This window comes from Micromonospora sp. WMMA1998 (assembly GCF_027497375.1).
Classification (GTDB): domain Bacteria; phylum Actinomycetota; class Actinomycetes; order Mycobacteriales; family Micromonosporaceae; genus Micromonospora; species Micromonospora sediminicola.
Genome location: NZ_CP114911.1, coordinates 1663034 through 1688652, shown reverse-complemented (window position 1 = coordinate 1688652; position 25619 = coordinate 1663034). Strand labels below are relative to the sequence as shown.

At 72.6% G+C, this 25619-nt stretch carries 24 protein-coding genes and 1 pseudogene; 11 read left to right on the top strand and 14 right to left on the bottom strand.

The genetic code is table 11. The annotated features are described in order from the left end of the window. The first annotated feature begins 9 nt into the window (after positions 1 to 9). Positions 10 to 924: a CPBP family intramembrane glutamic endopeptidase gene (locus O7600_RS07320; protein ID WP_281592925.1), complete on the top strand. Its 915-nt coding sequence runs from the start codon at positions 10 to 12 to the stop codon at positions 922 to 924. Positions 925 to 1004: 80 nt separating this feature from the next. Here the strand turns inward: O7600_RS07320 and O7600_RS07315 are convergent. The 3 genes and pseudogenes from O7600_RS07315 to O7600_RS07305 form a co-directional block, all read right to left on the bottom strand. Beyond that, positions 1005 to 1139 (bottom strand): annotated as a pseudogene (locus O7600_RS07315) (LysR family transcriptional regulator); the annotation flags it as partial. Positions 1140 to 1203: 64 nt separating this feature from the next. Next, the gene (locus tag O7600_RS07310) at positions 1204 to 1806 is read right to left on the bottom strand and encodes a response regulator transcription factor (protein WP_281592924.1); all 603 of its coding nucleotides are present in this window, start codon (positions 1804 to 1806) and stop codon (positions 1204 to 1206) included. Next, positions 1803 to 2957 carry a histidine kinase gene (locus tag O7600_RS07305; RefSeq protein ID WP_281592923.1) on the bottom strand — a complete coding sequence of 385 codons (1155 nt, stop codon included), beginning with the start codon at positions 2955 to 2957 and terminating at the stop codon, positions 1803 to 1805. The genes O7600_RS07310 and O7600_RS07305 overlap by 4 nt, the downstream gene beginning before the upstream one ends. Before the next feature lie 107 nt (positions 2958 to 3064). Here O7600_RS07305 and O7600_RS07300 point away from each other — a divergent pair, with 107 nt between their 5' ends. The 4 genes from O7600_RS07300 (at position 3065) to O7600_RS07285 (ending at position 6406) form a co-directional block, all read left to right on the top strand. Further along, positions 3065 to 3946, top strand: coding sequence for an ABC transporter ATP-binding protein (locus O7600_RS07300; RefSeq protein WP_281592922.1), 882 nt, complete (start codon positions 3065 to 3067; stop codon positions 3944 to 3946). 26 nt (positions 3947 to 3972) lie between these two features. After that, positions 3973 to 4692: an ABC transporter permease gene (locus O7600_RS07295; RefSeq protein WP_281592921.1), complete on the top strand. Its 720-nt coding sequence runs from the start codon at positions 3973 to 3975 to the stop codon at positions 4690 to 4692. Beyond that, positions 4689 to 5369: a GPP34 family phosphoprotein gene (locus tag O7600_RS07290; RefSeq protein WP_281592920.1), complete on the top strand. Its 681-nt coding sequence runs from the start codon at positions 4689 to 4691 to the stop codon at positions 5367 to 5369. Before O7600_RS07295 ends, O7600_RS07290 begins: the two co-directional genes overlap by 4 nt. Positions 5370 to 5503: 134 nt before the next feature. Then, positions 5504 to 6406, top strand: coding sequence for an NAD(P)H-binding protein (locus O7600_RS07285; protein WP_281592919.1), 903 nt, complete (start codon positions 5504 to 5506; stop codon positions 6404 to 6406). Between the two features lie 13 nt (positions 6407 to 6419). Here the strand turns inward: O7600_RS07285 and O7600_RS07280 are convergent, their stop codons facing one another. After that, positions 6420 to 7877: an SDR family NAD(P)-dependent oxidoreductase gene (locus O7600_RS07280; RefSeq protein WP_281592918.1), complete on the bottom strand. Its 1458-nt coding sequence runs from the start codon at positions 7875 to 7877 to the stop codon at positions 6420 to 6422. Positions 7878 to 8131: 254 nt separating this feature from the next. Between O7600_RS07280 and O7600_RS07275 the strand changes: the two genes are divergently transcribed. Continuing rightward, positions 8132 to 8992 carry a glycosyltransferase family 8 protein gene (locus O7600_RS07275; RefSeq protein WP_281592917.1) on the top strand — a complete coding sequence of 287 codons (861 nt, stop codon included), beginning with the start codon at positions 8132 to 8134 and terminating at the stop codon, positions 8990 to 8992. A gap of 331 nt (positions 8993 to 9323) precedes the next feature. On the opposite strand, the gene ppk2 is transcribed toward O7600_RS07275, so the two are convergent. Continuing rightward, complete coding sequence (gene ppk2 / locus O7600_RS07270; RefSeq protein WP_281592916.1) at positions 9324 to 10235, bottom strand: polyphosphate kinase 2; 912 nt, start codon at positions 10233 to 10235, stop codon at positions 9324 to 9326. Positions 10236 to 10415: 180 nt separating this feature from the next. On the opposite strand from ppk2, the gene O7600_RS07265 reads away from it, so the two are divergent. Next, complete coding sequence (locus O7600_RS07265) at positions 10416 to 11879, top strand: multicopper oxidase domain-containing protein (RefSeq protein WP_281592915.1); 1464 nt, start codon at positions 10416 to 10418, stop codon at positions 11877 to 11879. Between the two features lie 81 nt (positions 11880 to 11960). On the opposite strand, the gene O7600_RS07260 is transcribed toward O7600_RS07265, so the two are convergent. Then, complete coding sequence (locus O7600_RS07260) at positions 11961 to 13793, bottom strand: VWD domain-containing protein (protein WP_281592914.1); 1833 nt, start codon at positions 13791 to 13793, stop codon at positions 11961 to 11963. Positions 13794 to 14117: 324 nt separating this feature from the next. Here O7600_RS07260 and O7600_RS07255 point away from each other — a divergent pair, with 324 nt between their 5' ends. Further along, on the top strand, positions 14118 to 15341 hold the full coding sequence (locus tag O7600_RS07255) for a multidrug effflux MFS transporter (RefSeq protein WP_281594084.1): 1224 nt from the start codon (positions 14118 to 14120) through the stop codon (positions 15339 to 15341). Positions 15342 to 15446: 105 nt separating this feature from the next. After that, complete coding sequence (locus O7600_RS07250; RefSeq protein WP_281592913.1) at positions 15447 to 15821, top strand: cupin domain-containing protein; 375 nt, start codon at positions 15447 to 15449, stop codon at positions 15819 to 15821. Here O7600_RS07250 and O7600_RS07245 read toward each other — a convergent pair. The 3 genes from O7600_RS07245 to O7600_RS07235 form a co-directional block, all read right to left on the bottom strand. Then, positions 15805 to 16650: a hypothetical protein gene (locus O7600_RS07245; protein WP_281592912.1), complete on the bottom strand. Its 846-nt coding sequence runs from the start codon at positions 16648 to 16650 to the stop codon at positions 15805 to 15807. The genes O7600_RS07250 and O7600_RS07245 overlap by 17 nt on opposite strands. 114 nt (positions 16651 to 16764) lie before the next feature. Beyond that, on the bottom strand, positions 16765 to 18354 hold the full coding sequence (locus O7600_RS07240; protein ID WP_281592911.1) for a beta-1,3-glucanase family protein: 1590 nt from the start codon (positions 18352 to 18354) through the stop codon (positions 16765 to 16767). A gap of 106 nt (positions 18355 to 18460) precedes the next feature. Then, entirely contained in the window at positions 18461 to 19675 is a 1215-nt protein-coding gene (locus O7600_RS07235; RefSeq protein WP_281592910.1) for a low temperature requirement protein A, read from the bottom strand. 145 nt (positions 19676 to 19820) lie between these two features. Here O7600_RS07235 and O7600_RS07230 point away from each other — a divergent pair, with 145 nt between their 5' ends. Together O7600_RS07230 and O7600_RS07225 are read left to right on the top strand one after the other, a co-directional pair. Beyond that, positions 19821 to 20963, top strand: a complete 1143-nt coding sequence (locus tag O7600_RS07230; RefSeq protein WP_281592909.1) for a glutathione-independent formaldehyde dehydrogenase — start codon at positions 19821 to 19823, stop codon at positions 20961 to 20963. Between the two features lie 153 nt (positions 20964 to 21116). Beyond that, positions 21117 to 21929 carry an endonuclease/exonuclease/phosphatase family protein gene (locus tag O7600_RS07225; RefSeq protein WP_281592908.1) on the top strand — a complete coding sequence of 271 codons (813 nt, stop codon included), beginning with the start codon at positions 21117 to 21119 and terminating at the stop codon, positions 21927 to 21929. Here the strand turns inward: O7600_RS07225 and O7600_RS07220 are convergent. From O7600_RS07220 to O7600_RS07200, 5 genes are all read right to left on the bottom strand, one after another. Beyond that, positions 21926 to 22969, bottom strand: coding sequence for a polyprenyl synthetase family protein (locus O7600_RS07220; RefSeq protein ID WP_281592907.1), 1044 nt, complete (start codon positions 22967 to 22969; stop codon positions 21926 to 21928). The two genes, O7600_RS07225 and O7600_RS07220, sit on opposite strands and share 4 nt — an antisense overlap. A 7-nt stretch (positions 22970 to 22976) precedes the next feature. Continuing rightward, on the bottom strand, positions 22977 to 23393 hold the full coding sequence (locus tag O7600_RS07215; protein ID WP_091573819.1) for a hypothetical protein: 417 nt from the start codon (positions 23391 to 23393) through the stop codon (positions 22977 to 22979). Positions 23394 to 23468: 75 nt separating this feature from the next. Beyond that, on the bottom strand, positions 23469 to 23834 hold the full coding sequence (locus O7600_RS07210; RefSeq protein ID WP_281592906.1) for an MmcQ/YjbR family DNA-binding protein: 366 nt from the start codon (positions 23832 to 23834) through the stop codon (positions 23469 to 23471). 62 nt (positions 23835 to 23896) lie between these two features. Continuing rightward, a complete protein-coding gene (locus O7600_RS07205) occupies positions 23897 to 24715 on the bottom strand; it encodes an alpha/beta fold hydrolase (protein WP_281592905.1) in 819 nt (272 codons plus the stop codon). A 35-nt stretch (positions 24716 to 24750) separates the two neighbouring features. Continuing rightward, entirely contained in the window at positions 24751 to 25416 is a 666-nt protein-coding gene (locus tag O7600_RS07200; protein ID WP_281592904.1) for a DUF4097 family beta strand repeat-containing protein, read from the bottom strand. Positions 25417 to 25619: the final 203 nt, after the last annotated feature.

Below are 25619 nucleotides of genomic sequence, written 5' to 3'. Positions count from 1 at the left end.
AGGAACCCCATGGACGCCACACGAACCGACGAACCGACGCATCGTCACCGACCGGCCGTCGACCGCTCCCGGCCCTTCGGGGCCCACCTGCGGATGAGCTGGTGGAAGCCGCTCGTGGTCATCGGTGTCCCGCCGCTGGTGATGCTGGTCCTCCAGGTCCTGCTCTATCAGCTCGTGGGCGCCGTCGAGGGCAGCGAGGACCCGATGTCCCCCACCATGACGCCGCTGAAGTCCCTGGCCGTCAACCTCAGCATCGGCGCGTCCGGCGTGGTGGCGGTCCTGCTCCTGGCGCGGATCGCCGGGGTGCCGTGGCGCAGCCTGATCAGCTCACCCCGGGCCTTCGACGCCCGCCGCCTGACGTACTACCTCGTGGTGGCCGCGGTGCTTGTGGGCGCGGGGATCGGCGTCGTGGCGCTGGTGGCGCCGGACTCCGCGGGCTGGACCACCTTCGGTGTCACCGGCACGACGATCGGCCTGCTCGCGGTCACCGTGCTCAGTACGCCGCTGCAGTCCGCCGGCGAGGAGCTGTTGTGGCGCGGCGCCGTATTGCCCGCCGCCGCGTCCTGGGTGCGTGCGGTCCGGCCGGCACTGGCCGTCGGGCTCGTCGTGTCCAGCCTGGGCTTCGCCGTGCTCCACGGGTCGAGCGACCCCTGGCTGTTCGGCTACTTCACCGTCATCGGCCTCTGCACCGGCCTGATGGCGATCATCAGCGGCGGCATCGAGGCGCCGGTCGCCTTCCATGTCGCCAACAACGTCCTGTTCGGGATCGTCAGCACGGTGCTGGCCGACGGCGAGCCCTACGCGATCGACCGCGCCACCGACTCCGGCGACGCGTCCCTGCTGATCCTGGCGGCCGTCAACATCGCCATGGTGGTGCTGGTCCGGTCGCGTGAGCGGCGGACCCGGCCCACGACCCCCGGCTAACCCCACCAGGACAGGGCGCCCGTGCGCAGGTGGTCGTGCAGGGAACGGGCAACCTGGGCCATCGTCGCCTTGCTGCCGGGCTGGGCGACCGCGGGCACCCGGGAGGCGGTGAGCGCGGCGACCGACTGGGGAATGCCCGCCGCGGCGGCGCCGGAGGGGAAACTGCCGCGACCGCTGACGGCGACGAAGGCCCGGCAGGCAGCGACCACATCCACCTGCCGAACCTATACCTGAACGCATGGAACCGACGGCAGGAGGCCGGACGAGGGACGTCCCTCGCTACAACCAGTCGTGTTCGCGGGCGTACCGGGCGGCCTCGTGGCGGGTCCGGGTCTGGGTCTTACGCATGGCGTTGGAGAGGTAGTTGCGGACGGTTCCCGGCGCGAGGTGCAGTCGGGCGGCGATGTCGGTGACCGAGTAGCCCTCGCCGGTGACCCGGAGGACGTCGGCTTCGCGGTCGGTGAGGGGGGAGTCGTCGGTGACGGCGAGCGCCGACACGTCGGGATCGATCCAGCGCTTACCGGCGTCCAGGGCGGCGATGACGGAGGTGATGTGGGCCGGCTCGGCGGATTTGCTGATGAAGCCCTGGACGCCAAGTTTCAGGGCCTTGCGGAGCACGCCGGGGCGGGCGTGCCGGGTCAGCATGAGGATCACCTGCTCGGGTCGCGTTCGGCGGATCTCGGCGACCGCGCCGAGGCCGTCCACGCCGGGCATCTCCAGGTCGATGACCAGGACGTCGGGCCGGTGCCGCAGGGTGGCCTCGACGGCTGTCTCCCCGTCCTGCGCCTCGGCGAGAACGGTGATGTCACCCTCCAGGGGCAGCAGCGCGGCGAGGGCCGTCCGGAGCAGCACCTCGTCGTCGGCGAGCACGATTGTCGTCATCGACCGTCCTCCTTCAGAGCCGGTGGCTTCACCGCGGCACGGGCGGGCGGGAACGTCGCGGCCGTCCGGAAGCGCCCCTCGTGCTGCTCCACGATCAGCTGACCGCCGTCACCCGCCAGCCGTTGCCGCAGCGCGGACAGTCCCCTGAGCTCCGGTGGGGTGTCGGCGGTCGCGCCGTCGTTGACGATGGTGATGCCCGACCCGGCAAGCGTGATCTGCACCTGGGTGGCCTGCGCGTGGCGCAGGATGTTGGTGGTGGTCTCGCGCAGCACCTGCCCGAGCAGTTCGCTGACGCGGGCGTCGACCTCGGCCTCCCGGGTCACCCGCACCCGGATGCCGGCGGCCTCGAACAGGTTCTTCGCGTTCTCGATCTCCGCGGTCAGGTTGAGCCGCCGTTGGGCGTACGCGAGTTCCTTGGTCTGGGTGATGGTGTCACTGACCAACGCGTACGTCTCGCGCAGTTCCTCCTCGGCCCGCTCGGTGTCGCGGAGCAGCAGTCGCTGGGCCAGGGCGATCTTCAACTTGACCACGTGCAGGGTGTGGCCCTGGATGTCGTGCAGGTCGCTGGCGAATCGCACGCGCTCCCGGACGACGGCCAGTTCCGCCTCGCGTTCCCGGGTCTGTTCGAGTTCCCGGATGAGGTCGTAGAACCGCTCGCCCACGATCGTGAAGGCCGTCACGACGACGGTGAGGGCGGTCGGGACGAGGACGTAGGTGACCAGGACGTGAGCGACGTCGTCCCGCTGCACCAGCAGCCGTGCCGCGCCGACGACGGCGACGTAGGAGAACAGCCCGGCCACCGCCGGCCCGCGGTGCCGCCGGACCTCCCGCAGGGCGAGGGACCCCACGGCGCAGAACCCCCAGTAGGCGTTGGGACTGCCGGTCACCAGGACCCCCAGCGGCCACACCGCTGCCCCGACGACCAGGCAGGGCACCGCCACCCGGGCCAGGTCGTTGGCCGTCCATCGCTCGAAGGCCACCACGGCCGCCACCGCCCCCGGCGCCAGGATGACGATGTGCCACCAGGTGCGCGCGTCGATGTAGAGGAGGACCGCGGCGGCGAACACCACGGGCGGTAGTGACGTGACGAGATTGAGTCGGCGCAGCCTGCCCTGCGTCGACTCGGTGAAGCGCGGTGATCTCGCGGTCACCACACCAGTATCCGGCAGCCGCGGGTCGCGACCAGTGACACCACGTCACATGCGGTGATGACACCGCGCCACTGACGGGTCGGCGGCGCCCGCGCTGTCATGGGTGCATGTCCACCTCACCCGTCATCGAAGTCGACCGGCTGAACCTCACGTACGGTGACTTCCACGCCGTCAAGGACCTTTCCTTCGAGGTACGGCCCGGAGAGCTGTACGCGCTGTTGGGCACCAACGGTGCCGGGAAGACCTCGACCCTGGAAGTCGTCGAGGGACACCGGAGGCCGACCTCCGGGACCGTCCGCGTCCTCGGGCACAGCCCGCAGGACCGCCGTCTGGTCCGTCCCCGGATGGGCGTCATGCTCCAGGAGAGTGGTTTCTCCCCGGACCTGACGGTTCGCGAGTCCGTCCGGCTCATCGGCCGGCTCACCCGGCGCGGCGACGACGTCGACCGGGTGCTCGACCTGGTCGACCTCACCGGGCGGGCCGGCCGCAAGGTGTCGCAGCTCTCCGGCGGGGAGAAGCGGCGGCTGGACTTCGCCACCGCCGTCTACGGCACCCCAGAGTTGATCTTCCTGGACGAGCCGACCACGGGCCTGGACATCCAGTCCCGCGACGCCGTCTGGGCGACCGTGGACCGGCTCCGCGAGAACGGCGCCACCATCGTGCTCACCACCCACTACCTGGAGGAGGCGCAGCAGCGCGCCGACCGCATCGGACTGATGCACCAGGGCACCCTGCACCGCGAGGGCACGGTGGCGGAACTGACCCGCACCCTGCCGGCCGTCATCCGCTTCTCCGTCCCGGCCGGGGCGCCGGCGCTGCCGCTGCAGGCGGCGGTCGACGCCGAGGGGAAGGTCGTCGTCGAGACGTTCGGACTGCAGAAGGACCTGCACGTCCTGCTCGGTTGGGCCCAGGACCACGCCGTCGAGCTGCAGGGTCTGGAGGCCGGGCCGACCCGCCTCGACGACGTCTTCCGCGCCATCAGCAACTGAGCCGCGACCTCGACAGGAGTCCCCCCGTGTTGTCCATCGCCGCAAGCGAGCTGATCCAGATCTTCCGCAACCGGCTGGTACTGATCACCAGCCTCATCATCCCGGTGGTCGTCAGCGCGTTCTTCGTCCGCCAGCACGAGACCTATGCCGCCCTCGGCAGCCTCGGCTACATCGCCGCGATCGTGATGTTCACGATCACCGCGTTCGGGCTCTACGCCACCGCGGTCACCACGCTGGCCTCCCGGCGGCAGAACCTGTTCCTCAAGAGACTGCGCTCCACCGCCGAGGGGGACGCCGGCATCCTCGCCGGCCTGCTGCTGCCCGTCCTCGTCCTCGCTGTGGTGCAGGTGACCGCCGTCCTGACCGCCCTGGCCGTGGTCGCCGGCGGACCGGCCGACGTCGCTCTGCTGGTCGTGGCGTTCCTCGCGACCCTGGCCATGATGGTCGGCCTGGCCCTGGCCACGGCCGGACTGACCAACTCCCCGGAACACGCTCAGGTCACCACCCTGCCCGTTACCCTCGGTGTGATCGCCATGGCCACCTGGGTCGGCATCTCCGGCACGGAGAACCTCGCCTGGCTCAAGCGGCTGCTGCCCGGCGGCGCGGCCACCGAGCTGACCATGAACGCCTGGAACGGCGGGGTCGGCGTGACCGACTCCCTGGTCCTGCTCGCGCCCACGCTCGGCTGGGTCGTCGTCTCCGTCGCCCTCGCCACCCGCCTCTTCCGCTGGGAGCCCCGCCGATGACCACCGCGCCCCGGTCGGACGCCCCGACCCTCGTCGAAGACCTCCTCCTGCTCCTGTTCCAGCCCACATCCGGGACCATCGCGGGGGAGAACACCCTCTTCTACGTCCTCGGTGGCGCGGTCCTCGGGGATCTGGCGCTCGGCGACCACCTGACCACGGCGGACCGTGGGCGGGTGAGCGGCGTTGCGGGTCACCCACCGTCGGACGACCTCCTCCGCCCGGCCTGGAACTACCTCACCGAGAAACCGAGGGGAGTGCAGACCGCACTCGCGGCGATCGGTCCCGCCCTGCGCAAGCCGGTGTTGGAGCGGCTCGTCGCCCGTGGTGACATCGACGAGGTGCCGCGCAAGGTGCTCGGCCTGTTCCGGACCACGGCCCTGCGCGACGGCAGGACCGAACGACGGGCCCGCCTGCTCGCCGACGTTCGGCAGGTTCTCGTGGAGGGTGCGGAGCCGCGAGCCCGGGTCGCCGCGCTCGCGGCGCTGCTCTCGGCCAGCGGAACACTGCCGCAGTTCCACCGCGAGATCCCGTGGACGTCAGAGGTGATCACGCGGGCCAAGGCGCTCGAGCGCGGCGACTGGGGTGCCGACGCCGCGGCCGAGGCGGTGACCCGTACCGTCACGGCCACGGTCGTCAACAGCGTCGTCGTGGCCGTCACCGTGCTGCCTCGGAGCTAGGGCCTGACGGGTCACGACCGAAGCGCCATGACGCGGTACGGGGGCGCCGGGTCGGCCTCCCGCCGGACCGGCGCACCCGCCGGTCCTCCGGAGGCGGGAAAAACACGAGTCACCGAACAGGGGAGTGGTTCACAGTGCGGAGCTCGCAGTCGGCCGAGGCCGACGTGACACGGGTGCTGGTGACCGGTGCTCGCGGCAAGACCGGCCTACCACTGGCGGCACTGCTCGGGGCGCGGCCGGGCCTCGAGGTGCTCGGCGGCAGCAGCGACCCGTCCACCGTCGACATCGACGGGGTTCATCCCACCGCGTTCTCGTGGGACGAGCCGTCCGGATGGGCGGCGGCGGCCGCGGACGTCGACGCCGTGTACGTGGTCCGGCCGGACCGCGCGGACGCGCCACAACTCGTCGCCGCGTTGCTGTCCGGGACGTCGACCCGGACCCGGGTGGTCCTGCTGTCCGACCAGGACGGCGGCGACCCGGGCCCCGACCACCCGGGCCCCGCCGGCTGGGCGCCGCGTGTCGAGCGGGCGGTACGCGACAGCGGGCGCCCCTGGACGGTCCTGCGGCCGGGCTGGTTCATGCAGGTCCTCACCGATCCGCGCTTCTACCGCGACCAGATCGCCGGCGCCGGTGAGCTGCCGTTTCCCAGCGGCGACGCCACGGTGGCCTGGATCGACGCCCGGGACATCGCGGCGGTCGCGGCGCGAGCGCTGCTCGACGACGGGCATGCCGGCCGGACGTACCGGATCTCCGGTCCGGAGGCGCTGTCGTTGCCGCACACCGCGGAACTGCTCTCCGCCGCGGCGGGACGTCCCGTGACCCACCGGGACGTGACGATCGAGGAGGCTGTCGCCGGTCTCGAGGGCTTCGAACGGGACCTCTCCGCGCTGACGTTCGAGCGGGTGCGTGCCGGCGGCTTCGCGGAGGTGACCGACACCGTCGAGCGCGTCACCGGGCGGCCGGCGCGTACGCTGCGGAGCTTCCTCGCCGACAGCGAGCCGGCACTGCGGTCCGGGGGGCGCGGCGGCCGACGGTGAGGCCGCGCGCCGATCACCAGGCGCAGGGCACGTAGTCCTTCAGGAAGCAGCCGTACAGGTCTTCGCCCTGCTCGCCGCGGACGATCGGGTCGTAGACCCGGGCTGCGCCGTCCACCAGGTCCAGCGGGGCGTGGAAGCCGGCGTCCGCCAGCCGCATCTTCGTCGGGTGCGGCCGCTCGTCGGTGATCCAGCCGGTGTCGACGCTGGTCATGAGGATGCCGTCGGCCAGCATCTCCTGCGCGCTGGTCCGGGTCAGCATGTTCAGCGCGGCCTTGGCCATGTTGGTGTGCGGGTGCCCCGGCCCCTTGTAGCCGCGGCCGAACTGGCCCTCCATCGCCGACACGTTCACCACGTACTTGCGGCGGGCGGTCGCCGCGGCCATCGCCGGTCGCAGCCTGCTGACCAGCACGAACGGCGCGGTCACGTTGCACAGCTGCACTTCGAGCAGTTCGACCGGGTCCACCTCGTGCACCCGCTGCACCCAACTGTTGACGGGTTCGAGGTCCGGCACCAGACCGCCGGCGTCGATGGCGCTCGCTGCCGCGACCCGCTCCGGCGACGCGGAGCCGCCGGTCAGCGCCAGCGCGGTGAGCGCGTGCGGGGTGAGCGCCGGCCGCGCCGGGGCGGTCAGGCTGCCGGCCGGGTCGCTCCTGCCGGCCGACGGGGCGAACGTGATGATCTCCGGCAGCGGACCGTCCGGCAGCGCCGCCGCCTCCGCGGCCAGGAGCGGCGCGTACGCCCCGGGAGTGCGGCGGACGGTCTGCGCGGCGTTGTTGATCAGGATGTCGAGCGGTCCCTGGTCGCTGACCGAGTCGGCGAGGGCGATCACCTGGGCGGGATCGCGCAGGTCGATGCCGACGACCCGCAGCCGGTGCAGCCAGTCGGCGCTGTCGGGCATCGAGGCGAACCGGCGGACCGCGTCGTGCGGGAACCGCGTGGTCACCGTCGTGTGCGCGCCGTCGCGCAGCAGCCGCAGCGCGATGTACATGCCGATCTTGGCCCGGCCGCCGGTGAGCAGCGCACGCCGGCCGCTCAGGTCGGTGCGGGCGTCGCGGCGCTCCCGGTTGAGCGCGGCGCAGGGCGGACAGAGCTGGTGGTAGAAGGCGTCCACCTCGCGGTAGCGCTGCTTGCAGACGTAACAGCCACGCGGGGTGTGCAGGAAGCCGGCAGTGGCGCCGACGGTGGGGGAGGCCAGCGGGATGCCCTGGGTCTCGTCGTCGATCCGCCCGGGAGCGCCGGTGGCGGTGGCCGCCGTCACCGCCCGGTCGGCCGCCAGGACGGCGTTGCGGCGTTCCTCGCGTCGCCGCTGCTTGATCACCTTGTAGAGCTTCGCCGTGGCCCGTTGCACCCGCACCACGTCGGGGTGGTCGGGAGGCAGGTCCTCCAACGCCTCGAAGACGCTGAGGCAGGTCTCCAGCCGATCGCGGTCAATGCCGTTCTGGCCGTTCTCGGTGCTCTTGTCCGCCGTCATGCCGCCGCTGTCTCATTCCGTTCCCGCACCGGATCCACCCGGCCCCCCACGTCCGACCCGGAACTGTACGCACCGCCCGGGCGTCGACGCATCCCGCGTCGGCCCGTCGGTCCGCGACCGTCGGGGCGAACCTCGCCCGGGGGAACGAACGGCGCGTATCCGGCCAGGACGGGCCGGGACGGGAGCGACCACGCAGAGGTGCGGGCCCGTGACCGGGCTGGTTGTCATCCCCTTCTACATCGTTATAAATTTGTGTGCGTCCATGTTCGACGGAGGAGGTAGTTCTGGACTGCGCACTGGCCTTCGATGCCACCTACGCCCCCCACGCCGCCGTCGTGGTGTCCACCGTGGTCGCCCACATGCCGGCGGAACCGTTGCGGTTCTGGTTCGCCGCGGGCGACGACGTCACCGAGCGGAGCCGGGCCGCCCTGACCCGGGCGGCCGGGCACGCCACCGTCTCCTTCCTGACGGTGGACCCGCCCCCGATCCGCCTGCCCGGCTCCCGCGAACCCCACCTGAGCTATCTCTCGGCCGCCATGTACCTGCGGCTGCTGATCCCGCACGCCCTGCCGCCCGACGTCCACCGGCTGGTCTATCTCGACTCGGACGTGCTCTGCACCGGCTCGCTCGCGGAGCTTCGTGACCTCGACCTGGCCGGCGCGCCACTGGGCGCGGTCCGGGACGCGTTCACCCGCCGGCTCATCGACACCGGCGGCCTGCCGGGCATCTACGGCCGCTACCACGACCTCGACGCCCAGGCCCCGTACCTCAACTCCGGGGTGCTGCTCATCGACGTGCCGCGGTGGAAGGCGCTCGACGTCACCGCCAAGGCGCTCGACTACGTCGCCCGCCACGCGGACGAGTCGCGCTTCCCGGACCAGGACGCCCTCAACCACGCCGTCTACGGTCGGTGGACGCGGATGCCCAAGCGCTGGAACCACATGATGGCGTGGCGACTCGACCCGCGCGTCGGCGGGAGCGTCACCGACGCGTCGCTCATCCACTTCGCCGGCCCGGTGAAGCCGTGGCAGCCGGAGTTCCCCGACGGCGTGTACCGGCAGATGTACTGGCGACACCGCCGCCGTACCGAGCTCGTCACCGCCCGACACCGGTGACCCGGAGCGGCCCGCGGCGGCCCGGTCGGCTGTCGCCGCGGGTCCGCCCGGGCGTGCACAGGCGCTGCGCCGGTTGGGGTGGGACCGGTTGATCCGGGACCACCGGACGCTCCGGGCGCGGATCGGACGGCTCGCGGTCGCCTCGCGAGTCTGACCACTTCGCGTCAACGGGTGGGGCTGACGTTCCTCGTGGCCGGGGCCGGCCTCACACCGGCGTCCTGCCGGACGCACGCCACGTCCCGGCGAGCGCCGCGTCGTGGGCCCAGGCGGCGAACGACCGGCCCGGACGGCCGAGCGGTCGGGCCACGCCGTCCGTGGTCGCGCACGACGGTCAGGGGCGGGGGAAGACCGGCACCGGCTGGTCCTCCGGGTCGAGGTCGAGCCCGGCGGGCCCGATGATCCGCGGATCGGGTACGCCGACGACCGAGGCGTCCTTGCCGGCGTAGTCGAAGCGGTGCAGCACGTGGCGCATCGCCGCCAGCCGGGCCCGCTTCTTGTCGTTGCTCTTCACCACGGTCCACGGGGCGTCGGCGGTGTCGGTCCAGAAGAACATCGCCTCCTTGGCCTCGGTGTAGTCGTCCCAGCGGTCGAGGGAGGCCAGGTCCATCGGGGAGAGCTTCCACTGGCGCACCGGGTCGACCTTGCGGATGACGAAGCGGGTGCGTTGCTCGTTGCGGGAGACCGAGAACCAGAACTTGACCAGCCGGATGCCGGAGCGGACCAGCATCCGCTCCAGGTCCGGGGCCTGCCGCAGGAACTCCAGATACTCCTTGCGGGAGCAGAAGCCCATCACCCGCTCCACGCCGGCCCGGTTGTACCAGGACCGGTCGAACAGCACGATCTCCCCGGCCGCCGGCAGGTGCGCGAGCCAGCGCTGGAAGTACCACTGGCCGGCCTCCCGCTCGTCCGGCTTCTCCAGGGCGACGACGCCGGCTCCCCGCGGGTTGAGGTGCTCCATGAAGCGTTTGATCGTGCCGCCCTTGCCGGCGGCGTCGCGACCCTCGAAGAGGATCACCATCCGCTCGCCGGTGTCCTTCACCCAGTCCTGGAGCTTGAGCAGCTCGATCTGCAGCAGGCGCTTCTCCCGGTCGTACGCCTCCCGGTCGAGACGCTCGTCGTAGGGGTAGCCGTCGCGCCAGGTCTCCACCGGGCGGCCGTCGGGCAGCAGCAGCACCGGATCGTCGTCGTATCCGTCACGTACCTGGTAGTCGGCGTCGAGGTCCAGCAGCGCAGCGTCGGCCATACCGGCCGTACCTACCCCGCCACACCTGCCCCGACGCCTCCGGACAGGGGGAATGCCCGGTCGATTGTGCGGTCGATAGGGGTCCTCCCACGTCGGGACGCCCGGCATCATCGGCCTGCGACGACCGCCCGGTGGCGGCTGCCGGATCTCGCACACTCACCGTCGGTGGAAGGAACTACCGTGTCGACTCGTCGTCAACTGCTGCGCCTCGGCGCGGCGTCGGGCATCGTCGGGGCGACCGGCGGCCTGGCCGGCCTCGCCGGACAGCTGGGCGCGACCCCCGCCACGGCGGAGGCCGCCGCGCCGACCGCCGCGCCCGTCACCCCGTTCACCGTCCCGTTGACCGTGCCGCAGACGCTGCGCCCGGTGCTGCGGACCGCCACCACGGACTACTACTCGGTCACCATGCACCGGAGGCGGCTGGAGATCGTGCCGGGCACCCGCACCGAGGTGTTCACCTACAACGGCGACCTGCCCGGCCCGACCATCCGCGCCCGGTCCGGCCGCCGGGTGGTGGTACGCCAGCGCAACCGGCTCGCCATGCCCACGGCGGTGCACCTGCACGGCGGCGCCACCGCCCCCGAGGACGACGGCTCGGGCGACGCGACGATCCCACCCGGTGGCGAGCGCGTCTACACCTATCCGAACCGGCAGCCGCACGCCACGCTCTGGATGCACGACCACACCCACCACATGGAGGCCGAGCACCTCTACCGGGGCCTGTCCAGCCTCTACCTGCTCACCGACCGCACCGAGGCGGCGCTTCCGCTGCCCGCCGGCCAGTTCGACGTGCCGCTGGTGCTGCGTGACGCCCATCTGGACGCGAACGCCCAGCTGGTCTGGACCATGGACGACGCCGACAACCGCACCACCCTGCTGGTCAACGGGCGGCCGTGGCCGCGCTTCGAGGTGCAGGCCCGGCGATACCGCTTCCGCCTGGTCAACGCCAGCAACCTGCGGTTCTTCCTGCTCCGCCTGGCCGACGGCGGGGACATCACGGTGATCGGCTCCGACGGCGGGCTGCTGGAGGCGCCGGTGACCATGCCGTACCTGCTGTTCTCGCCCGGCGAGCGGCTCGACGTGGTGGTCGACTTCGCCCGCTACCAACCGGGCACCTCCGTGGTGCTGCAGAACATGCTGGGGCCGGGCCCGGCCGAGCAGGTGGGCCACGTGATGCGCTTCGACGTCGTACCGGCGCGGGGACGGGACCGCACCTCGGTGCCGCAGCGGCTGCGTACCCTGCCCGCGCCGCCGACCCCGACCGTGCGCCGCAGCGTCGAGCTGCGGATGGACGAGGCGGGGTCCGGCGGGCACCGGGCGTACATCGACGGGAAGGTCTTCGACCCGGCCCGGATCGACACGACCGTGGCCTGGGGCAGCACCGAGGAGTGGACGGTGACGAACGCCAACACCCTCATGCCGCACAACTTCCACCTGCACCTGGTGCAGTTCCGGGTGCTGGACCGCAACGGCGCGCCGCCCGATCCCACCGAGTCCGGCCTGAAGGACACCGTGATCGTCTGGCCGGGGCAGAGCGTCCGGCTCCAGGCCACCTTCGACACCTGGCGCGGCGTCTACCCGTACCACTGCCACATGGTCGACCACAGCGCGATGGGCATGATGGCCAACCTCCGGATCGTCTGAGTCGGCGGACGAGACGATCATCGACCTCCTGGAGGGCGCCGGGAGCGGACCGCCGCGTGCGGACCGCTCCCGGCGTCACTGTCACCGGTTGCCGTTGACGACCGGCGGCACCAGGCCGACGTACGTCAGGGCGGCCCGGCCGCCGACCACCGCGACGTCCAGGGTGCAGGCGTCGAGCCACTCCTGCCGCACCTTGTACTGGAGGCAGGTGGCCTCGGCCCGCTTGCGGAGCTCCTCGTCGAGATCCCGGGCGAAGAACGGCGCGGACGGGTTGCCGGAGGCGACCGCGCCGCAGGGCGCCAGCAGGGTACGGATCGGGGCGACCCGCCAGCTGGCGCCGAAACGCTGGTAGAGGTCGTCGAAGGAGAGCGGGACGGCGAACTGGGTGCCGTCCTTGGCGGCGAGGCGCTTCGGATCGCCGTCGGGGTTGCCGAGCAGGCCGACCACCGGGGTCGGGTACGTGCCGAGGCCGACCGCCACGTCGATGTAGCCGCTGTTGACCGTCACCCGGATGCTGTTGCCGCTGGAGTCGGTCACCACGTACACGTTGCCGATCCGGTGGATGTCCACGCCCGAGGGCAGATGCAGCGCGCCGTCGGACGGGAGGTCCCTGGTCCGGCCGTCCACGACGAGGCTCTTGCCGTCGCAGAGCGCCACCTTGGTGCTGCCCATCCGCGTGGCGACCGAGCGGTCGACCGAGGCGTTGGGCCAGGTGGGCGCGCCGGACGCCTTGCGGGTCTGCACCTCGAAGCCGCTGCCGGCCTGCGCCTCGACGAAGTCGCCGGAGGCCTGGAAGTCGTACAGCAGGCCGGCGAACGTGTGCTGGTGGGTGTCGCCGATGACGGAGGCCGCCGCGCAGTTGGTCGCCGCGCCGCCGGCGGTGTTCTCCACGAAGACCACGGCCGGGCCGGGCGCGGTGGCGGCCGGCGCGGGCGAGCCGAAGTTCAGGTTGTTGGTCTCGCCGGTGAAGCCCTGGGCCACGCAGATCGGGGCGGCGGTGCCCCCGTAGGTGATCCTCGTCCGGACGTTCAGCGACGCGCCGGCGTTGAAGGTTGCCGCGCCTCCGCCGTCGCTGTTGCCGCCGTAGCCGAACACGTTGAACTCGGACGTGGTCCAGCCGGCCGCCGCGTTGACGGAGTTGGAACCCGCCGCGGTGTAGGCGGTGGCGCCCACGAACAGGGTGGCGCTGTCACTGGTCGCGTTCACCGTGCCGGTCAGCCGCAGCGCCCCGAGGTTGGTGATCGGCTGGTTGGGCACGGCGGCCGCGCCCGGGCTGTTGCGGTAGCAGTAGATGTCGGGGTCGCCGGTGAACGAGAACTGGGTCCAGCCGCCGGCCGGGCAGGCCGCGTTGTACTGCAGGAGCCAGTACTGGATGAACACCTGGCCGCTGGAGCCGTTGTTGGCGTAGACGAACTGCTGCCAGCCCCGGCACCCGGCGTTGGGCGACCCGGCGCAGGCCGTGCTGGCGAAGAAGTCGGTGTTGATCTGGAGGGTGTAGGCGTTCGCCACGGGCGGCCCGGCGTTGGCGATGGGCGAACTCTCGCTCGTCACGTTGACGATGTTCTCGAAGGTGCCGGACGACTCGGAGATGAACCCGCTCGGCGCCTGGGCGGAGATGTCGTTGCCGTTGCCCACCACCAGTGGGCGGATGCTGCGCTTGGGCGTCATCGGGATCGCCGGCGCGGAGGCGCAGGTGGCCCGCTGCCACGCCAGTCGGGGATAGTCGGCGGTGAAGCATCCCTTCGCCGCCGGGTGCGGGACGGCGGTGATCTCCGTCTGCCACGCCTTCAGGCTCGTGGCCGAGGGTGCCGCGTTCGCCGTCGCGGCGGATCCACCCACCGTGATCAGCACCGCCAGCGCCGTGACACCGGTCAGTCTGCGGGTCGCCCCGCGTGTTCGCGCAAAGAGCCCCATCGCCGCTCCATTCACTAGCCGGCAGTGACGTCGCCGGACAGGAAAAGGCAACCATCGATGCGGGGGGTGATCACTCTTTGTGACGGCGTTGTGACACGTCGGAGATGCGCCTCCTCGGAAACCGCGCCGGCGCTGTCAGCTCCACCGGGTGTGACGCCCGTTACCTCTGGGCGGAGGGGGAATCAGCCCGGGTGACGAGGATTTGAACCCAGGTGTGACTGTCGCACCGTCCTCCGCCTCGTCGTGTCCTGACCGGGTGGAGGTCCTCCGATGACCGATGTCCTCCCCGCCGGGACGACTCCCGCCTCCACGCCCGGTGACCTGATGAGCCGAGGGCAGCGGCTGCGGCTCGTGCTGGTCCTCGGCTCGCTGATCGCGATCGGTCCGCTGACGATCGACATGTACCTGCCCGCGCTGCCCGCGATCGTCGCCGACTTCGCGACCTCCTCGGCGGCGGTCCAGTTGACGCTCACCGGCACGCTCGCCGGCCTCGCCCTCGGTCAGCTCCTGATCGGGCCGCTCTCGGACGCCGTCGGCCGGCGTGCACCGCTGGTCGCCGGCCTGGCGCTGCACGTCGTGGCGTCGGCGCTCTGCGTCGTGGCGCCCGACATCGCCGTCCTCGGCGTCCTGCGGGTGGTGCAGGGCCTCGGCGTCGCCGCCACCACGGTGGTGGCGATGGCGGTGGTCCGGGACCTGTTCAGCGGCCGGGCCTTCGCCACCCTGCTCTCGCGGCTGCTGCTGGTGATGGGGGCGGCGCCGGTTCTCGCCCCGACCCTCGGCGGTGGCGTGCTGCGGTGGACGGACTGGCGTGGTGTCTTCGTGACCCTGGCCGTCTTCGGCGTGCTGCTCGTCGCGGTGGCCGCGCTCGGCCTGCCGGAGACGCTGCCACCCGCGCGCCGTCGTCGCGGCGGCGTCGTCGCCACCGTGGGCCTGTACGGCTCGTTGCTGCGCGACCGTGTCTTCGTGGGCCTGGTCCTGGTCGCCGGCCTGGCCATGGCGGCCCTGTTCGCGTACGTGGCCGGCTCGTCGTTCGTCCTGCAACAGGAATACGGGCTCGACGAGCAGCAGTTCGGGCTGGCGTTCGGGGCTGGCGCGGTGGGCCTGATCGGCGCCACCCAGTACAACGTCCGGCTGCTGCGCCGCTGGTCGCCGCAGCGGATCCTCGTCGCCTCGCTGGGCGTGGGGACCCTGGCGGGGCTGGCGCTGGTGGCCTTCGCGGCGACCGGTCTCGGTGGGCTGCCCGCCCTGCTGGTGTCGTTGTGGGTGGTGCTGGCGGCGGCGGGTCTGGCGATGCCGAACGCCCCGGCGCTGGCGCTGTCCCGGCACGGCGAGGCGGCCGGCACCGCCTCGGCCCTGCTCGGCGCCGTGCAGTTCGGCGTGGGCGCGGTGGCCGCGCCGCTGGTGGGCGTGCTGGGCACCGGCGCGGTGGCGATGGCCCTGGTGGTGGCCGGTGGCATGGTGGCGGCGCTGGCGGTGCTGCTGCTGGTCGTCCGGCCGGCCCGGCTGGCCGACCTGGAGCCGGCGCCGGTGGTCGTGGTCGCGCACTGACGAACCGTCCGGCGGTTCCGTCGTTCCCGTCCCGGGCTGCCCCGGGCCGCCTATCGTTCGATCAGGACGACGGTCGGCGCGGCGGGGCACGGTCGGGAGGGCACGATGGGTGGGACGGGTCGACCGGACGGTATCAGTCCGGCCGCGGTCGAGGCGGCGCCGGGACTGTGGCGCGTCGACCTGCAACGCCACGACCTGAGCGTGCCGGGGCGTGAGGTCGTGCAGACCCGGGTGGAGTTCACGCCGGACTCGCCGCCGTTCACGCACTTCCACCCGGGTGAAGAGATCATCTACGTGCTCCAGGGGGCGCTGGAGTATCGGCTCGACGGCCGGCCACCGGTCGTGTGCCACGCGGGTGACGCCCTCACCGTCGGGTACGGCGTGCACCATCAGGCCCGCAACGTCGGGCCCGGCGTCGCCGTCGAACTCGCCACCTACGTGGTGGAGAAGGGCAAGCCGCTGCTCACCAGGGTGGACTGAACCGCCGGCGGCCACCGCGGGACGGCCCCTGGCGCTGGGCGAGCATCGCGGCCGCGGCGCGCAGCTTGGTCGCCGGTTGCTCGCCCGCCGGCCCGAGCACCGCCACGAACCGGTTGCCCAGGTCGAGCACCATCCGGGCGCGGTCGACGTCGCCGATGGTGACCAGGCACAGCGCGTACAGGCCGTAGGTGTTGGCCATCTCCCAGAGGCTGAGCGGGCGGCTCGGGTCGAGCAGGCGCTGCCGCAGCTCGCAGGCCCGGGACGCGGCGAGCGCCGCCGCCTGGGCGTCCGTGTCCGGCGACGGGCCGGTCCGGGCCCGCTCCAGCAACGCGGTCGCCTGGTTGTGGTATGCCGTCCCCATCGCCTCGCGCGTGCGGGGTCCGGCGGCCGGGGGCGGGCCGGCGGTGTGCAGCCCCACCTGCACCGCCCGGTCGAGCAGGTCCATCCGCAGGGTGGGCTGCCCGGCGGCGTAGGCGGTCTCGGCGAGGTCCAGCACCGCCGTGATCAGCTCGGCCAGCGCCTCGTCCCGCTGCGGGCCGGTCGCGTCGCGGGCGGCGTCGTTCAGCTCCTCGAAGAGGGCGACCGCCTCGCGGCCCGGGGTCAGCCCTTCGGCCGCTCGGCCGCGCGCGGCCAGGAGCATGCCGTGTCGCCAGAGCGCCCGGGCCAGTTGCCGCCGGTCGTGCGGATCCACCCGGCCGGGACCGCGTACCGCGTCCCGGTAGGCGGCGACGACGTCGGTCCACAACCGGTCCGCCTCCGACCAGGACGCGCGCGCGGTCGAGCACTCGCGCGCCCGGTCGAAGAGTCGTTCCCGCTCGTCCGGCCCCATCCTGGAAACCGCCCTTCGCCGCCGCCGACACGTCGAACTCCATCGATCGTACGTCCCGGCGGCTCGGCGCGTCCGGCCCGAGGGGTCAGGTCCGGTGGTGCGGGCGGCCGGCGCTCACCCCCGGCGCCACTTCTGGTTGGGGGTGCCCGAGCAGTCCCACAGCTGCAGCCGCGCGCCGTCGCCCGTGTTGCGGTCCTTGATGTCGACGCACTTGTTCGCCTGCGGGTTGATAAGGTCGCCGGCCGCGGTGAGGGTGAACCGCTGGGCGCCGGTGCCGTTGCAGGTGTAGAGCTGCACCGTGGCCCCGTTGGCGGTCGAGCCGCCGTCGACGTCCATGCACTTGCCGTTCTGGCTGCGCAGGGTGGCCCCGCTGAACGTCCACCGCTGCGCGTTGGTGTTGTTGCAGGTCCACATCTGCAGCGGGGCGCGGTCGACGAAGTTCGAGCCGGGCACGTCGACGCACTTGTTGTTCAGGTTGCTGACGAGTGCGCTGGTCGGGGTGCCGGTCCCGCCCGCGCCGAACGGGCTGAGGATCAGTCCGGCGGAGTGGGGATCGCCGTCGTGCACCAGCGACTCGAAGCCGCCGACGTCGTCGAAGGCGAACGCGTACGCCCTGCCGTCGGCCATGTTGGCGTGGATCAGGCGGGCGTACTGGTTGGTGGGGCTGTTGCGGTAGAAGGCGGCCGCGTCGGTGCTGGGCTGGGTGTCGACGGTGCCGAGGGTGCCGCGGTTGAGCGCGGCGCAGAGCGTCCGCGAGATCGGGCCGACGACCTGGTCGTTCGGCGCGGGCAGGTCGCCGTCGCAGCCCCAGACGCTGGCCGAGGAGGGCCGGCGGAACGAGGCGACCACCTGGCCGCTGCCGTTGGTGAAGGTCATGGTGGTGCCGGAGGTCCGGCCGTAGTAGCGGACGGCCGGCTGGTCGGTGAAGGGCGCCACGGTCAGCGTCCTCGTGGTGTACGCGTTCCACGCCGCGGCGATGTACGAGTCCAGGTAGGTGGCACTGAGCAGCCCGGCGCCGGCCGCCTTGCCCGGGGCCAGCACGCGCAGCACGGTGCCGTCCGGGCGGGTCTGGACGGTGTTGGCCCAGCCCGACTGCGCCCGGATCCCGTCGATGACGGCGTCGCGTCCGTTGGCCACCACGTCGCCGGTGCGTCGGGTGACGCCGCTGGCGCCGGTCACCGTCACCGCGTGCGGCACGGCGAACATGTCGACCTGCGAGCTGTTCAGCCACAGGCCGGAGTCGTTGTAGGTGAACTCGCTCCAGTCGAAGAGGACGTCGCGGTTGGCGTCGCCGGCCGCCCACGGGGCGGGCTGGACGAGCCCGTCGGGGGTGAGGAGGAAGGTCAGCTTCTGCCCGAGCGCGAAGTAGACCCGACCGGAGAATCCGCGCGGGAACCGGATGGTGGTGCTGCCGCCGTTGGCGGGGCCGGGGATGGAGACGTCGGGCGCGGGCGCCGGTGGGATCTGGCCGCCGGTCCAGGGCACGAACGTGCCGGCCGAGGTCACGTACCCGAGCCGGCCGGTGGTCAGGTTGGTGCCGATGACGTAGAGGTGCACCGCGTCGGTGCGCCCGGTGGTGTTGGTGACCGTGACCGGTAGCAGGGACGGGCCGACCGCGTGTGCGGGCAGGGCGAGGGGCAGGCCGCCGGCCACGCCGACGAGCAGGGCGGACGCGGCAGCGAGCAGTCTTCTTCGGAGACGCATGGAACACCTCGGGGTGGTGGCGGGGACGGGAGAGCGCTCTCTGAGCGTGAATTCGGAAACAACCTTTGTCAATAGGCGTGTCTCGATGTCTTGCGCTGCTCCGCCCTCAGTAGGCGGGGGTCGGGTGCTCCTCCGGCACGCGCACCGCCGCGCGCGCGTCGAGCACCGCGACGAGCAGCAGGACCAGGGCCGCGCCGATCGAGGCGACCAGCAGTCCGGCCGCGTGACCCGGCACCGCCAGCAGGGCGAGGCAGGCCACGCCGAGGAGTCGGCGCGGGGACACGCGGTCGAACACGAGGCGCTCCAGGCGGGCCCGGCCCAGCAGGTAGATCATCGGTCCGCCGAGCACCACCGCCAGCCAGACCGGATACGGCCGCGCGAACGGGTGGTCCAGCACCAGCCCGTAGCCGACCGCGACCACCACGATGCCGAAGATCATGACGGTGTGGGCGAAGGCCACCGAGCGACCGAACGCGGCGCGGTCGCCGGCCGCGTCCACCGCCTCGCCGAGCAGTTCGCCGGAGCGGAAGAAGTAGATCCGCCACAGCAGCACCGTGGTCACGAACGACACGACCACCCCGCACGTGTGCGCCGCCTCCGGCGTCCCCTCGTTGGTGTAGGCGATGCCGACCGAGATCACGCCCTCCCCGAGCGCGATCATCAGGAACTGGCGGTACCGGTCGCTCAGATGCGCGCCCCCGGTCTCCCAGGCCGCCGCCCGCCCCCGGCCGAGTCGGGGGAGCGGCCAACCGAGCCGGGCCGCGCCGAGGTCGATGGCGACGGCCACGGTCCACAGCACGGTGCGGGCGCTCTCCGACACCGTGGCGCCCCACAACCAGGGAATCGCGCTCAGGCAGTACCAGGCGCCGGACCGGAAGTAGAGCCGCTGCAGCGGAAGGCCGCCCAGCAGGAGGCCGAAGCCCACGGTGCGGCCGACCTGGAGCAGGACGTACGACAGGGCGAAGATCATGCCGCGGGCGTCGAACGCGGCGGGGACCGCCGAGGCCATCATGAACAGTCCGAACGCGCTGACCACGACCGCGAGGCGGACCCCGATCCGGCGCGGCTCGAACCGGGCCGTCACGTACGACGTGATCGTCCACGCCCAGGTCAGGGGCAGGAACAGCAGCAGCGTCCGAGCCGCCGCCATCCACCGGTCTGCGGGCGCCGGAGCCGACAGCCCGGGCACCGCCTGCGCCGCGAGCCGGGTCAGCGCGAACACCACGACCAGGTCGAAGAACAGTTCGGCGAACGTCGCGTTCGGGCCGCTGCCCGGGCCCCGCAACATCCCGATCCCGACCCCGGGACGGCGCGCACCCATCACCCGATCCAACCCGACCGCCCGATCGGGTCGCGACGGAACGCGCTATTCGGCAGCTTTTTCGCTACCCGCGGTTTCCGGGGCGAGACGGTGGAAAGGTGGCAGGAGGACGCCCGCGAACCCACCGATCCTCCAGGAGTACGCCATGAAGGCTCTCGTGTACCGGGGCCCGCACGAGGTCGCCGTCGAGGACCGGCCCGACCCCACCGTCCAGGCCCCGACCGACGCGGTCGTGCGCATCACCACCACCAACATCTGCGGCTCCGACCTGCACATGTACGAGGGGCGCACCTCGGTCGAGGAGGGCAAGGTCCTCGGCCACGAGAACATGGGCGTCGTCGAGGCCGTCGGCGACGCCGTCACCCGGATCCGGGTCGGCGACCGCGTCTCGGTGCCGTTCAACATCGCCTGCGGCACCTGCCGCAACTGCGTGCGCGGCTGGACCAGCTTCTGCCTGCGCACCAACCCGACGGAGGGGATGGACGGCGCCGCCTACGGCTACGCCAACATGGGCCCGTACGACGGCGGCCAGGCCGAGTACCTGCGGGTGCCGTACGCCGACGTCAACCTGCTGCACCTGCCGCCCGGCACGGAGCACGAGAACGACTTCACCATGCTGTCGGACATCTTCCCGACCGGCTGGCACGGCACCGAACTCGCCGGCCAGGCCCCCGGCGACACCGTTGCGGTCTTCGGCGCCGGCCCGGTCGGCCTGATGGCCGCGCACAGCGCGCTGATCAAGGGCGCCGACCGCGTCTTCGTGGTGGACAAGGAGCCCGACCGCCTCGCCATGGCCGAGAAGATCGGCGGCATCCCGGTCAACTTCGCCGCCGGCGACCCGGTGCGACAGATCATGGACGCCACCGACGGCGTCGGCGCCGACTGCGGCGTGGAGGCCGTCGGCTTCCAGGCCCACGACCCGTCCGGCGACGAGCACCCCGAACTGGTGCTGGACAACCTCGTCGACGTGGTCCGCTCGACCGGCGGGATCGGCGTGGTCGGCGTCTACGTCCCGCAGGACCCCGGCGCGCCCGACAAGAAGGCCCAGCAGGGCCGCATCGGCTGGCAGTACGGCACCTTCTTCAGCAAGGGGCAGCGGATGGGCACCGGGCAGTGCCCGGTCATGCGGTACAACCGGCAACTTCGCGACCTCATCATCGCCGGCCGGGCGCGACCGTCGTTCCTCGTCTCCCACGAGCTGCCGCTGAACGAGGCGCCCGAGGCGTACGGGCACTTCGACCGACGCGACCAGGGCTGGACCAAGGTGCTGCTGCACCCCGGCGGCTGACCGCGGGCCGGGGCACGGCGGCGACGACGCGCCCCGGACCGGCGGTAGGATCACGGCTCATCCCGCCCGAGTCCGCCACCCCCGCCGGAGTCCCGCGTTTCCGAGCCGTCAGCCACCCGCGTCACCCGGCGGGCCCGCCGGGTGCTTGCCGTCGTGTTCCTGCTCGTGGTGGCCGGCCTGCCCGCCGGCTCGTCCACGGCCGGGGCGACCGGCCCGTCCACGCTGCGGGTGCTCCAGATGAACCTGTGCAACAGCGGGCGCGCCGGCTGCTACACCGGCCGAGCCGTGCGCGAGGCCGTCGAGGTGATCGCCGCCCAGACGCCGGACCTGGTCACCCTCAACGAGATCTGCCGGGACGACCTGCCCGTGCTGGAGCGCGCCCTCGCCGCCGCCCATCCGCGCGGCACGGTCCGGTCGGCGTTCCAGGCCGCCGGTGACCGGCCCAGCCGCTCCGTCACCCGCTGCCGCAACGGGCAGCCGTTCGGCATCGGGCTGGTCGCCCGGCTCGACACGCGTGCCGCCCGCCCCGACGTCCGCGGCGGGATCCACCCGACGCAGGACCTCGCGGATCCCGAGGAGCGGGCCTGGCTGTGCCTGCGCGTCGGGACCGCGCTGCACGCCTGCACGACCCACCTGGCGAACACCAGCGGCGCCGTCGCGCTGGCCCAGTGCGCCCACCTGCTCGACACGGTGCTGCCGGAGATCCGCCGGGGCGCCGGCTACGCGTCGGCCGTGCTCGGCGGCGACCTCAACCTGAGCCGGGGCGGCGCCCCGGACGTGCGGTCGTGCGTGCCACCGGACCACGTGCGCGTCGACGACGGCGCCCGGCAGCAGATCGTGGCCAGCCGCGGCGTCACGATCTGCTGCCAGCGTGCCGTGGGCATGCGGGGGGCCACCGACCACCCGGCGCTGCTCGCGGTGCTGACGGTCGGTGGCACGCCGGTCGGCGGGTCGGTCGCGCCCTAACGGTGGCGCTCGACCACGTAGTCGGTCAGGTCGAGCAGGAAGCGGCCGTCCTCGGTGTCGGCCGCCGCGCCCAGCGCCCGCTGTCCCTCGCGCCGGGCGGCCTCCGCGAGGTCCCGGGCGCTGCGCCGCGCCGACTCCACGCAGTCGTACGCGAGCAGCCGCCCGTGTAGCCAGCGCACCTCGGACGCGGTGCGCTGCCCGCGCCGCCGGCTCAGGAAGTCGAGCGTCTGCTCGCGTTCGTCGGCGGTGCACCGTCGCATGAAGTCGATGAGGATCAGCGTCCGCTTGCCCTCCCAGAGGTCGCCGGCGATCTCCTTGCCGTAGCGGGCGTAGTCGCCGACGAGGTTGAGCGCGTCGTCCTGGATCTGGAACGCCGCGCCCAGGTACCACCCGTAGCGGTCCAGCACGTCGACCGCGTTCTGCCGGCCGGTGGCGACGAGGATCCCGGCCCGGCACGGGTAGATGCACGTGTACCAGGAGGTCTTCTTCAGGCACATCCGGTAGTAGTCGTCCGCGTCCAGCTCGGACACGTTGTCGCGGATCCAGCCGATCTCGATCGCCTGCCCCTCCAGCGAGTGGCGCAGCATGAGCTCGGTCTCCTCGAACAGCCGCCAGGCGATCCCGGAACCGAGCGCCGCCCGGTTCACGGCGAGCCGCTGCAACGCCAGCAGGTTGGTCATGTTGCCCACGTTCAGGGCGACGCCGACGCCGTACTCGGCGTGCAGGGTCGCCGCCCCGCGCCGCTGCTCGCTCTCGTCCTGGATGTCGTCGTGGATGAGGAAGGCGTTGTGGAACAGTTCCACGGTGACGGCCGCGTTGAGCCCCACCGCCTCCGCGCCGCCGAACGCCCGGCACGTGGCGAGGCAGAGCGCGGCCCGCAGCCCCTTGCCCCACCGGCGCGGATACTCCGCGACCAGGTCGTAGAGGTATCGCGGACCGCCCGACGGCAGGTCGTCGAGCAGCGCGCCGAGGGCGAGCCCGCGATAACGCTCCAGCACCCGTTCCACGTGCCCGCCGGCCACCCCGGTGGTCGGCGCCATCGCCCGGCTACTTCTCCGACCGCGGCCGGCTGCGCGGGGCCGGCGTCGCCAGCCGGTCCGCGAGCCCGTTGGCCACGTCCGGGGCCAGCCGCGCGAGATTGAGGACGGTGTCCAGCGCGTCGTGTGCGTCCGAGGTGTAGCGGCGGACGACCTCGCCGCGCTGGTCGTCGGCCATCTTCAGTTGCGCGACCACGGTGTCGATGAGGGCGTGCCCGTCGGTGCGGACCCGCGCGACGAGTTCGTCGAACGCCTCCGGGTCCACCCTGCGGTCCGCGCTCAGCTTCTCCTCGAGCCGCCGGGCGCCGGCCAGCCCCGCCGCGAGTTCCTCCTCCAGCACCGACGCCGCGTGGGTGACGGTCTCGGAGGTCTCGCCGGCCACCTTCTCGAAACGTTCGTTGGTGCGCTCACGCTCGCCGTTCTCCATGGGCGCAGTGTTCACCCGGGTGCCGACGGCGGGCCAGAGGTGTGTCGCGATGGTGACTCAGCGTATCGACGCAGGTCAGGGTTGATCGAGCCGGGCCTGCAGGGCGGGTGGCGCCACCGACCGGTATCCGTCCCGGATGATCTCGGCCAGCTCGGTCCCGTCGATGCCGGTGTCGAGGCGTACGCCGATCCAGCCCCGGTGCCCGACGTAGGGCGGACGGAAGAAGGTGCGCGGGTCGACCGCGACCAGCTCGACGGCCGCGCCGGCCGGCGCGGCGCACCACAGGTGCGGGAACTCGTCCCGGTGGTGGCCGTCGGGCCAGACGGAGGCGAACGACGTCCGGCCGCGGACGAACCAGGTCGGGGTGCCGTGGCTCAGCCGCTCCGTCACCTCGGGCAGGGCAAGGCAGGTCCGCCGGATGGTCGCCACGATGTCCGTCATCGATCCACGGTACGACGGCGTCGGTCGGCCGGGGCGACCGCGCGCCCCGGCCGACCGCGTCGTCACCGCGCCGGTCGTCCGCGGTCGAGCGCGGCGACCTCCCGTACGGCCGCGGCGATGGCCGGCGCGTCCTTGCGGAGCAGCGCGCCGTGGTTGCTGGCCACCTTCGCGGCGATCCGGATCCGCGGGTTGCGCGCGGTCACCGCGTCGAGCGCGCTGCGGATGCGTTCCTGCTCGTCGCCGCGGCTGCCGAGGGACGTGCCCGAGGCGACCACGTACCGGGTCGGTACGGCGACGGCGTCCAGCACCGGGCCCAGCTCGCGCTCGCGGGAGAGCCGGCCGAGTTCGATGTTGCTCTCCGCCTGCTGCGCCGCGCTCATCCGCGGGGTGAGTCCGGTCGGGCGCAGCAGCGGCGTGAACCAGCCCATCCGCTTGAACAGCGTGCGGATCCGCTGCTCCATCGCGTCGTCGAGCCAGTCGTACGGGAACGCCCCGTCGACCATAACGGCGCCGATGGCGCGGTCCGGGTTCCGGCTGACCCAGTGCGCCGCGACGACCGCGCCGTAGGACCAGCCCACCACCACCGCCCGGTCCACGCCGCGGTGCGCGAGCACGGCGTCGACGTCCCGGACGGCGGCCGCGAACGAGTAGTCCGCCGACTGTTTCGACCTGCCGCGCGCCCTCTCGTCGTAGGTGATGTGCCGCCACCCGGGCCCGAGGTCGGCGACGACGCGCCGCCAGTAGCCCTGGGTGGCGAACTGCCCGTTGAGGTAGATCACCGGGACGCCGGACCCGCCGGTGTCGGTGGCGGCCAGGGCGGTGTCGTCGACCGCCACCGTGCCGGTCCAGCGGGGGAGGGGGGAGGTGCGGGGTGCCGTCATGGTTGTCTCCTCGTCGGTTCGTTCGTCGGGGCGGGTCAGTTGCTGCGGGCGCTGATGTCGCCCCGGCCGGTGGTGGCACGGATGTCGAGCTCGGTGCGACCGTCGTTGCGCAGGGCGTTGTCGATCCGGCCGTGTCCGGTGCCGGCGTCCAGGGCGGCGGAGACGCCGTCGGCGGCGCCCACGGTGATGTCGCCCGACCCGGTACGCAGCACGAGCGTGCCGCGCCGTGCCTCGGCGACGCGGATGTCGCCCCGGCCGGTGCTGACCTCGCCGGGGCCGTCCAGCCGGCCGATCTCCACGTCGCCGTCGAGGGCGTCGAGCCGCAGGCCGGCCGCCTCGTCGATCTTGATCTGCCGGTATGCGCCGGTCACGGCGACGTCGCCGAGGCGGCCGACGCCGCGGAACTCGGCGCCGGAGCAGGTGGCGTCGACCCGCGACCCGGCGGGCAGCTGGACGGTGACCTCCACGGCGCCGGTGGGGCCGAGAAGCCGGTTCGCCACCGCCGAGCTGTCGATCCGCAGGACGCCGTCGGCGTAGTCGGCGGTGGCCCGTTCGGCGGCCCGCACGTCGCGGCCGTCGGCCGGGTCGGCGGGACGGACGTCGACAGTGGTGTCGAGCCGGTCGGCGGCCACCAGTTGGACCCGACCGGCGGGGACGGTCAGGACAGCGGTGATCGGGGTGGGGGTGTTGAAGGTGTGCATCGCGTTCTCCCGGTGCTCCAAAGGTGTTTCCTATGCAGGAAACGCTACGTTGCCTTCAAGTCCCGGGCAACAGCGATGTTGCCTCAGAACGCAGTTTGCCCAGTTCAGCGCACCGTCTTCGTTGCAATGAGCGGCATCACAACGCAACGTTCGCTAGGTCAGTCCGTTGCAATGAGCGGAGATGAACGCTATCGTCGTGGATC

Excerpts from the sequence above, each read along its gene's own strand:
- O7600_RS07280 (WP_281592918.1), bottom strand. The coding sequence starts at position 7,877 with ATGACGGCGGACAAGAGCACCGAGAACGGCCAGAACGGCATTGACCGC.
- ppk2 (WP_281592916.1), bottom strand. The coding sequence starts at position 10,235 with ATGGCCGACGCTGCGCTGCTGGACCTCGACGCCGACTACCAGGTACGT.
- O7600_RS07290 (WP_281592920.1), top strand. The coding sequence starts at position 4,689 with ATGACCACCGCGCCCCGGTCGGACGCCCCGACCCTCGTCGAAGACCTC.
- O7600_RS07200 (WP_281592904.1), bottom strand. The coding sequence starts at position 25,416 with ATGCACACCTTCAACACCCCCACCCCGATCACCGCTGTCCTGACCGTC.
- O7600_RS07300 (WP_281592922.1), top strand. The coding sequence starts at position 3,065 with ATGTCCACCTCACCCGTCATCGAAGTCGACCGGCTGAACCTCACGTAC.
- O7600_RS07250 (WP_281592913.1), top strand. The coding sequence starts at position 15,447 with ATGGGTGGGACGGGTCGACCGGACGGTATCAGTCCGGCCGCGGTCGAG.
- O7600_RS07205 (WP_281592905.1), bottom strand. The coding sequence starts at position 24,715 with ATGACGGCACCCCGCACCTCCCCCCTCCCCCGCTGGACCGGCACGGTG.
- O7600_RS07310 (WP_281592924.1), bottom strand. The coding sequence starts at position 1,806 with ATGACGACAATCGTGCTCGCCGACGACGAGGTGCTGCTCCGGACGGCC.
- O7600_RS07255 (WP_281594084.1), top strand. The coding sequence starts at position 14,118 with ATGAGCCGAGGGCAGCGGCTGCGGCTCGTGCTGGTCCTCGGCTCGCTG.
- O7600_RS07220 (WP_281592907.1), bottom strand. The coding sequence starts at position 22,969 with ATGGCGCCGACCACCGGGGTGGCCGGCGGGCACGTGGAACGGGTGCTG.
- O7600_RS07210 (WP_281592906.1), bottom strand. The coding sequence starts at position 23,834 with ATGACGGACATCGTGGCGACCATCCGGCGGACCTGCCTTGCCCTGCCC.
- O7600_RS07245 (WP_281592912.1), bottom strand. The coding sequence starts at position 16,650 with ATGGGGCCGGACGAGCGGGAACGACTCTTCGACCGGGCGCGCGAGTGC.
- O7600_RS07230 (WP_281592909.1), top strand. The coding sequence starts at position 19,821 with ATGAAGGCTCTCGTGTACCGGGGCCCGCACGAGGTCGCCGTCGAGGAC.
- O7600_RS07215 (WP_091573819.1), bottom strand. The coding sequence starts at position 23,393 with ATGGAGAACGGCGAGCGTGAGCGCACCAACGAACGTTTCGAGAAGGTG.
- O7600_RS07240 (WP_281592911.1), bottom strand. The coding sequence starts at position 18,354 with ATGCGTCTCCGAAGAAGACTGCTCGCTGCCGCGTCCGCCCTGCTCGTC.
- O7600_RS07260 (WP_281592914.1), bottom strand. The coding sequence starts at position 13,793 with ATGGGGCTCTTTGCGCGAACACGCGGGGCGACCCGCAGACTGACCGGT.
- O7600_RS07235 (WP_281592910.1), bottom strand. The coding sequence starts at position 19,675 with ATGGGTGCGCGCCGTCCCGGGGTCGGGATCGGGATGTTGCGGGGCCCG.
- O7600_RS07320 (WP_281592925.1), top strand. The coding sequence starts at position 10 with ATGGACGCCACACGAACCGACGAACCGACGCATCGTCACCGACCGGCC.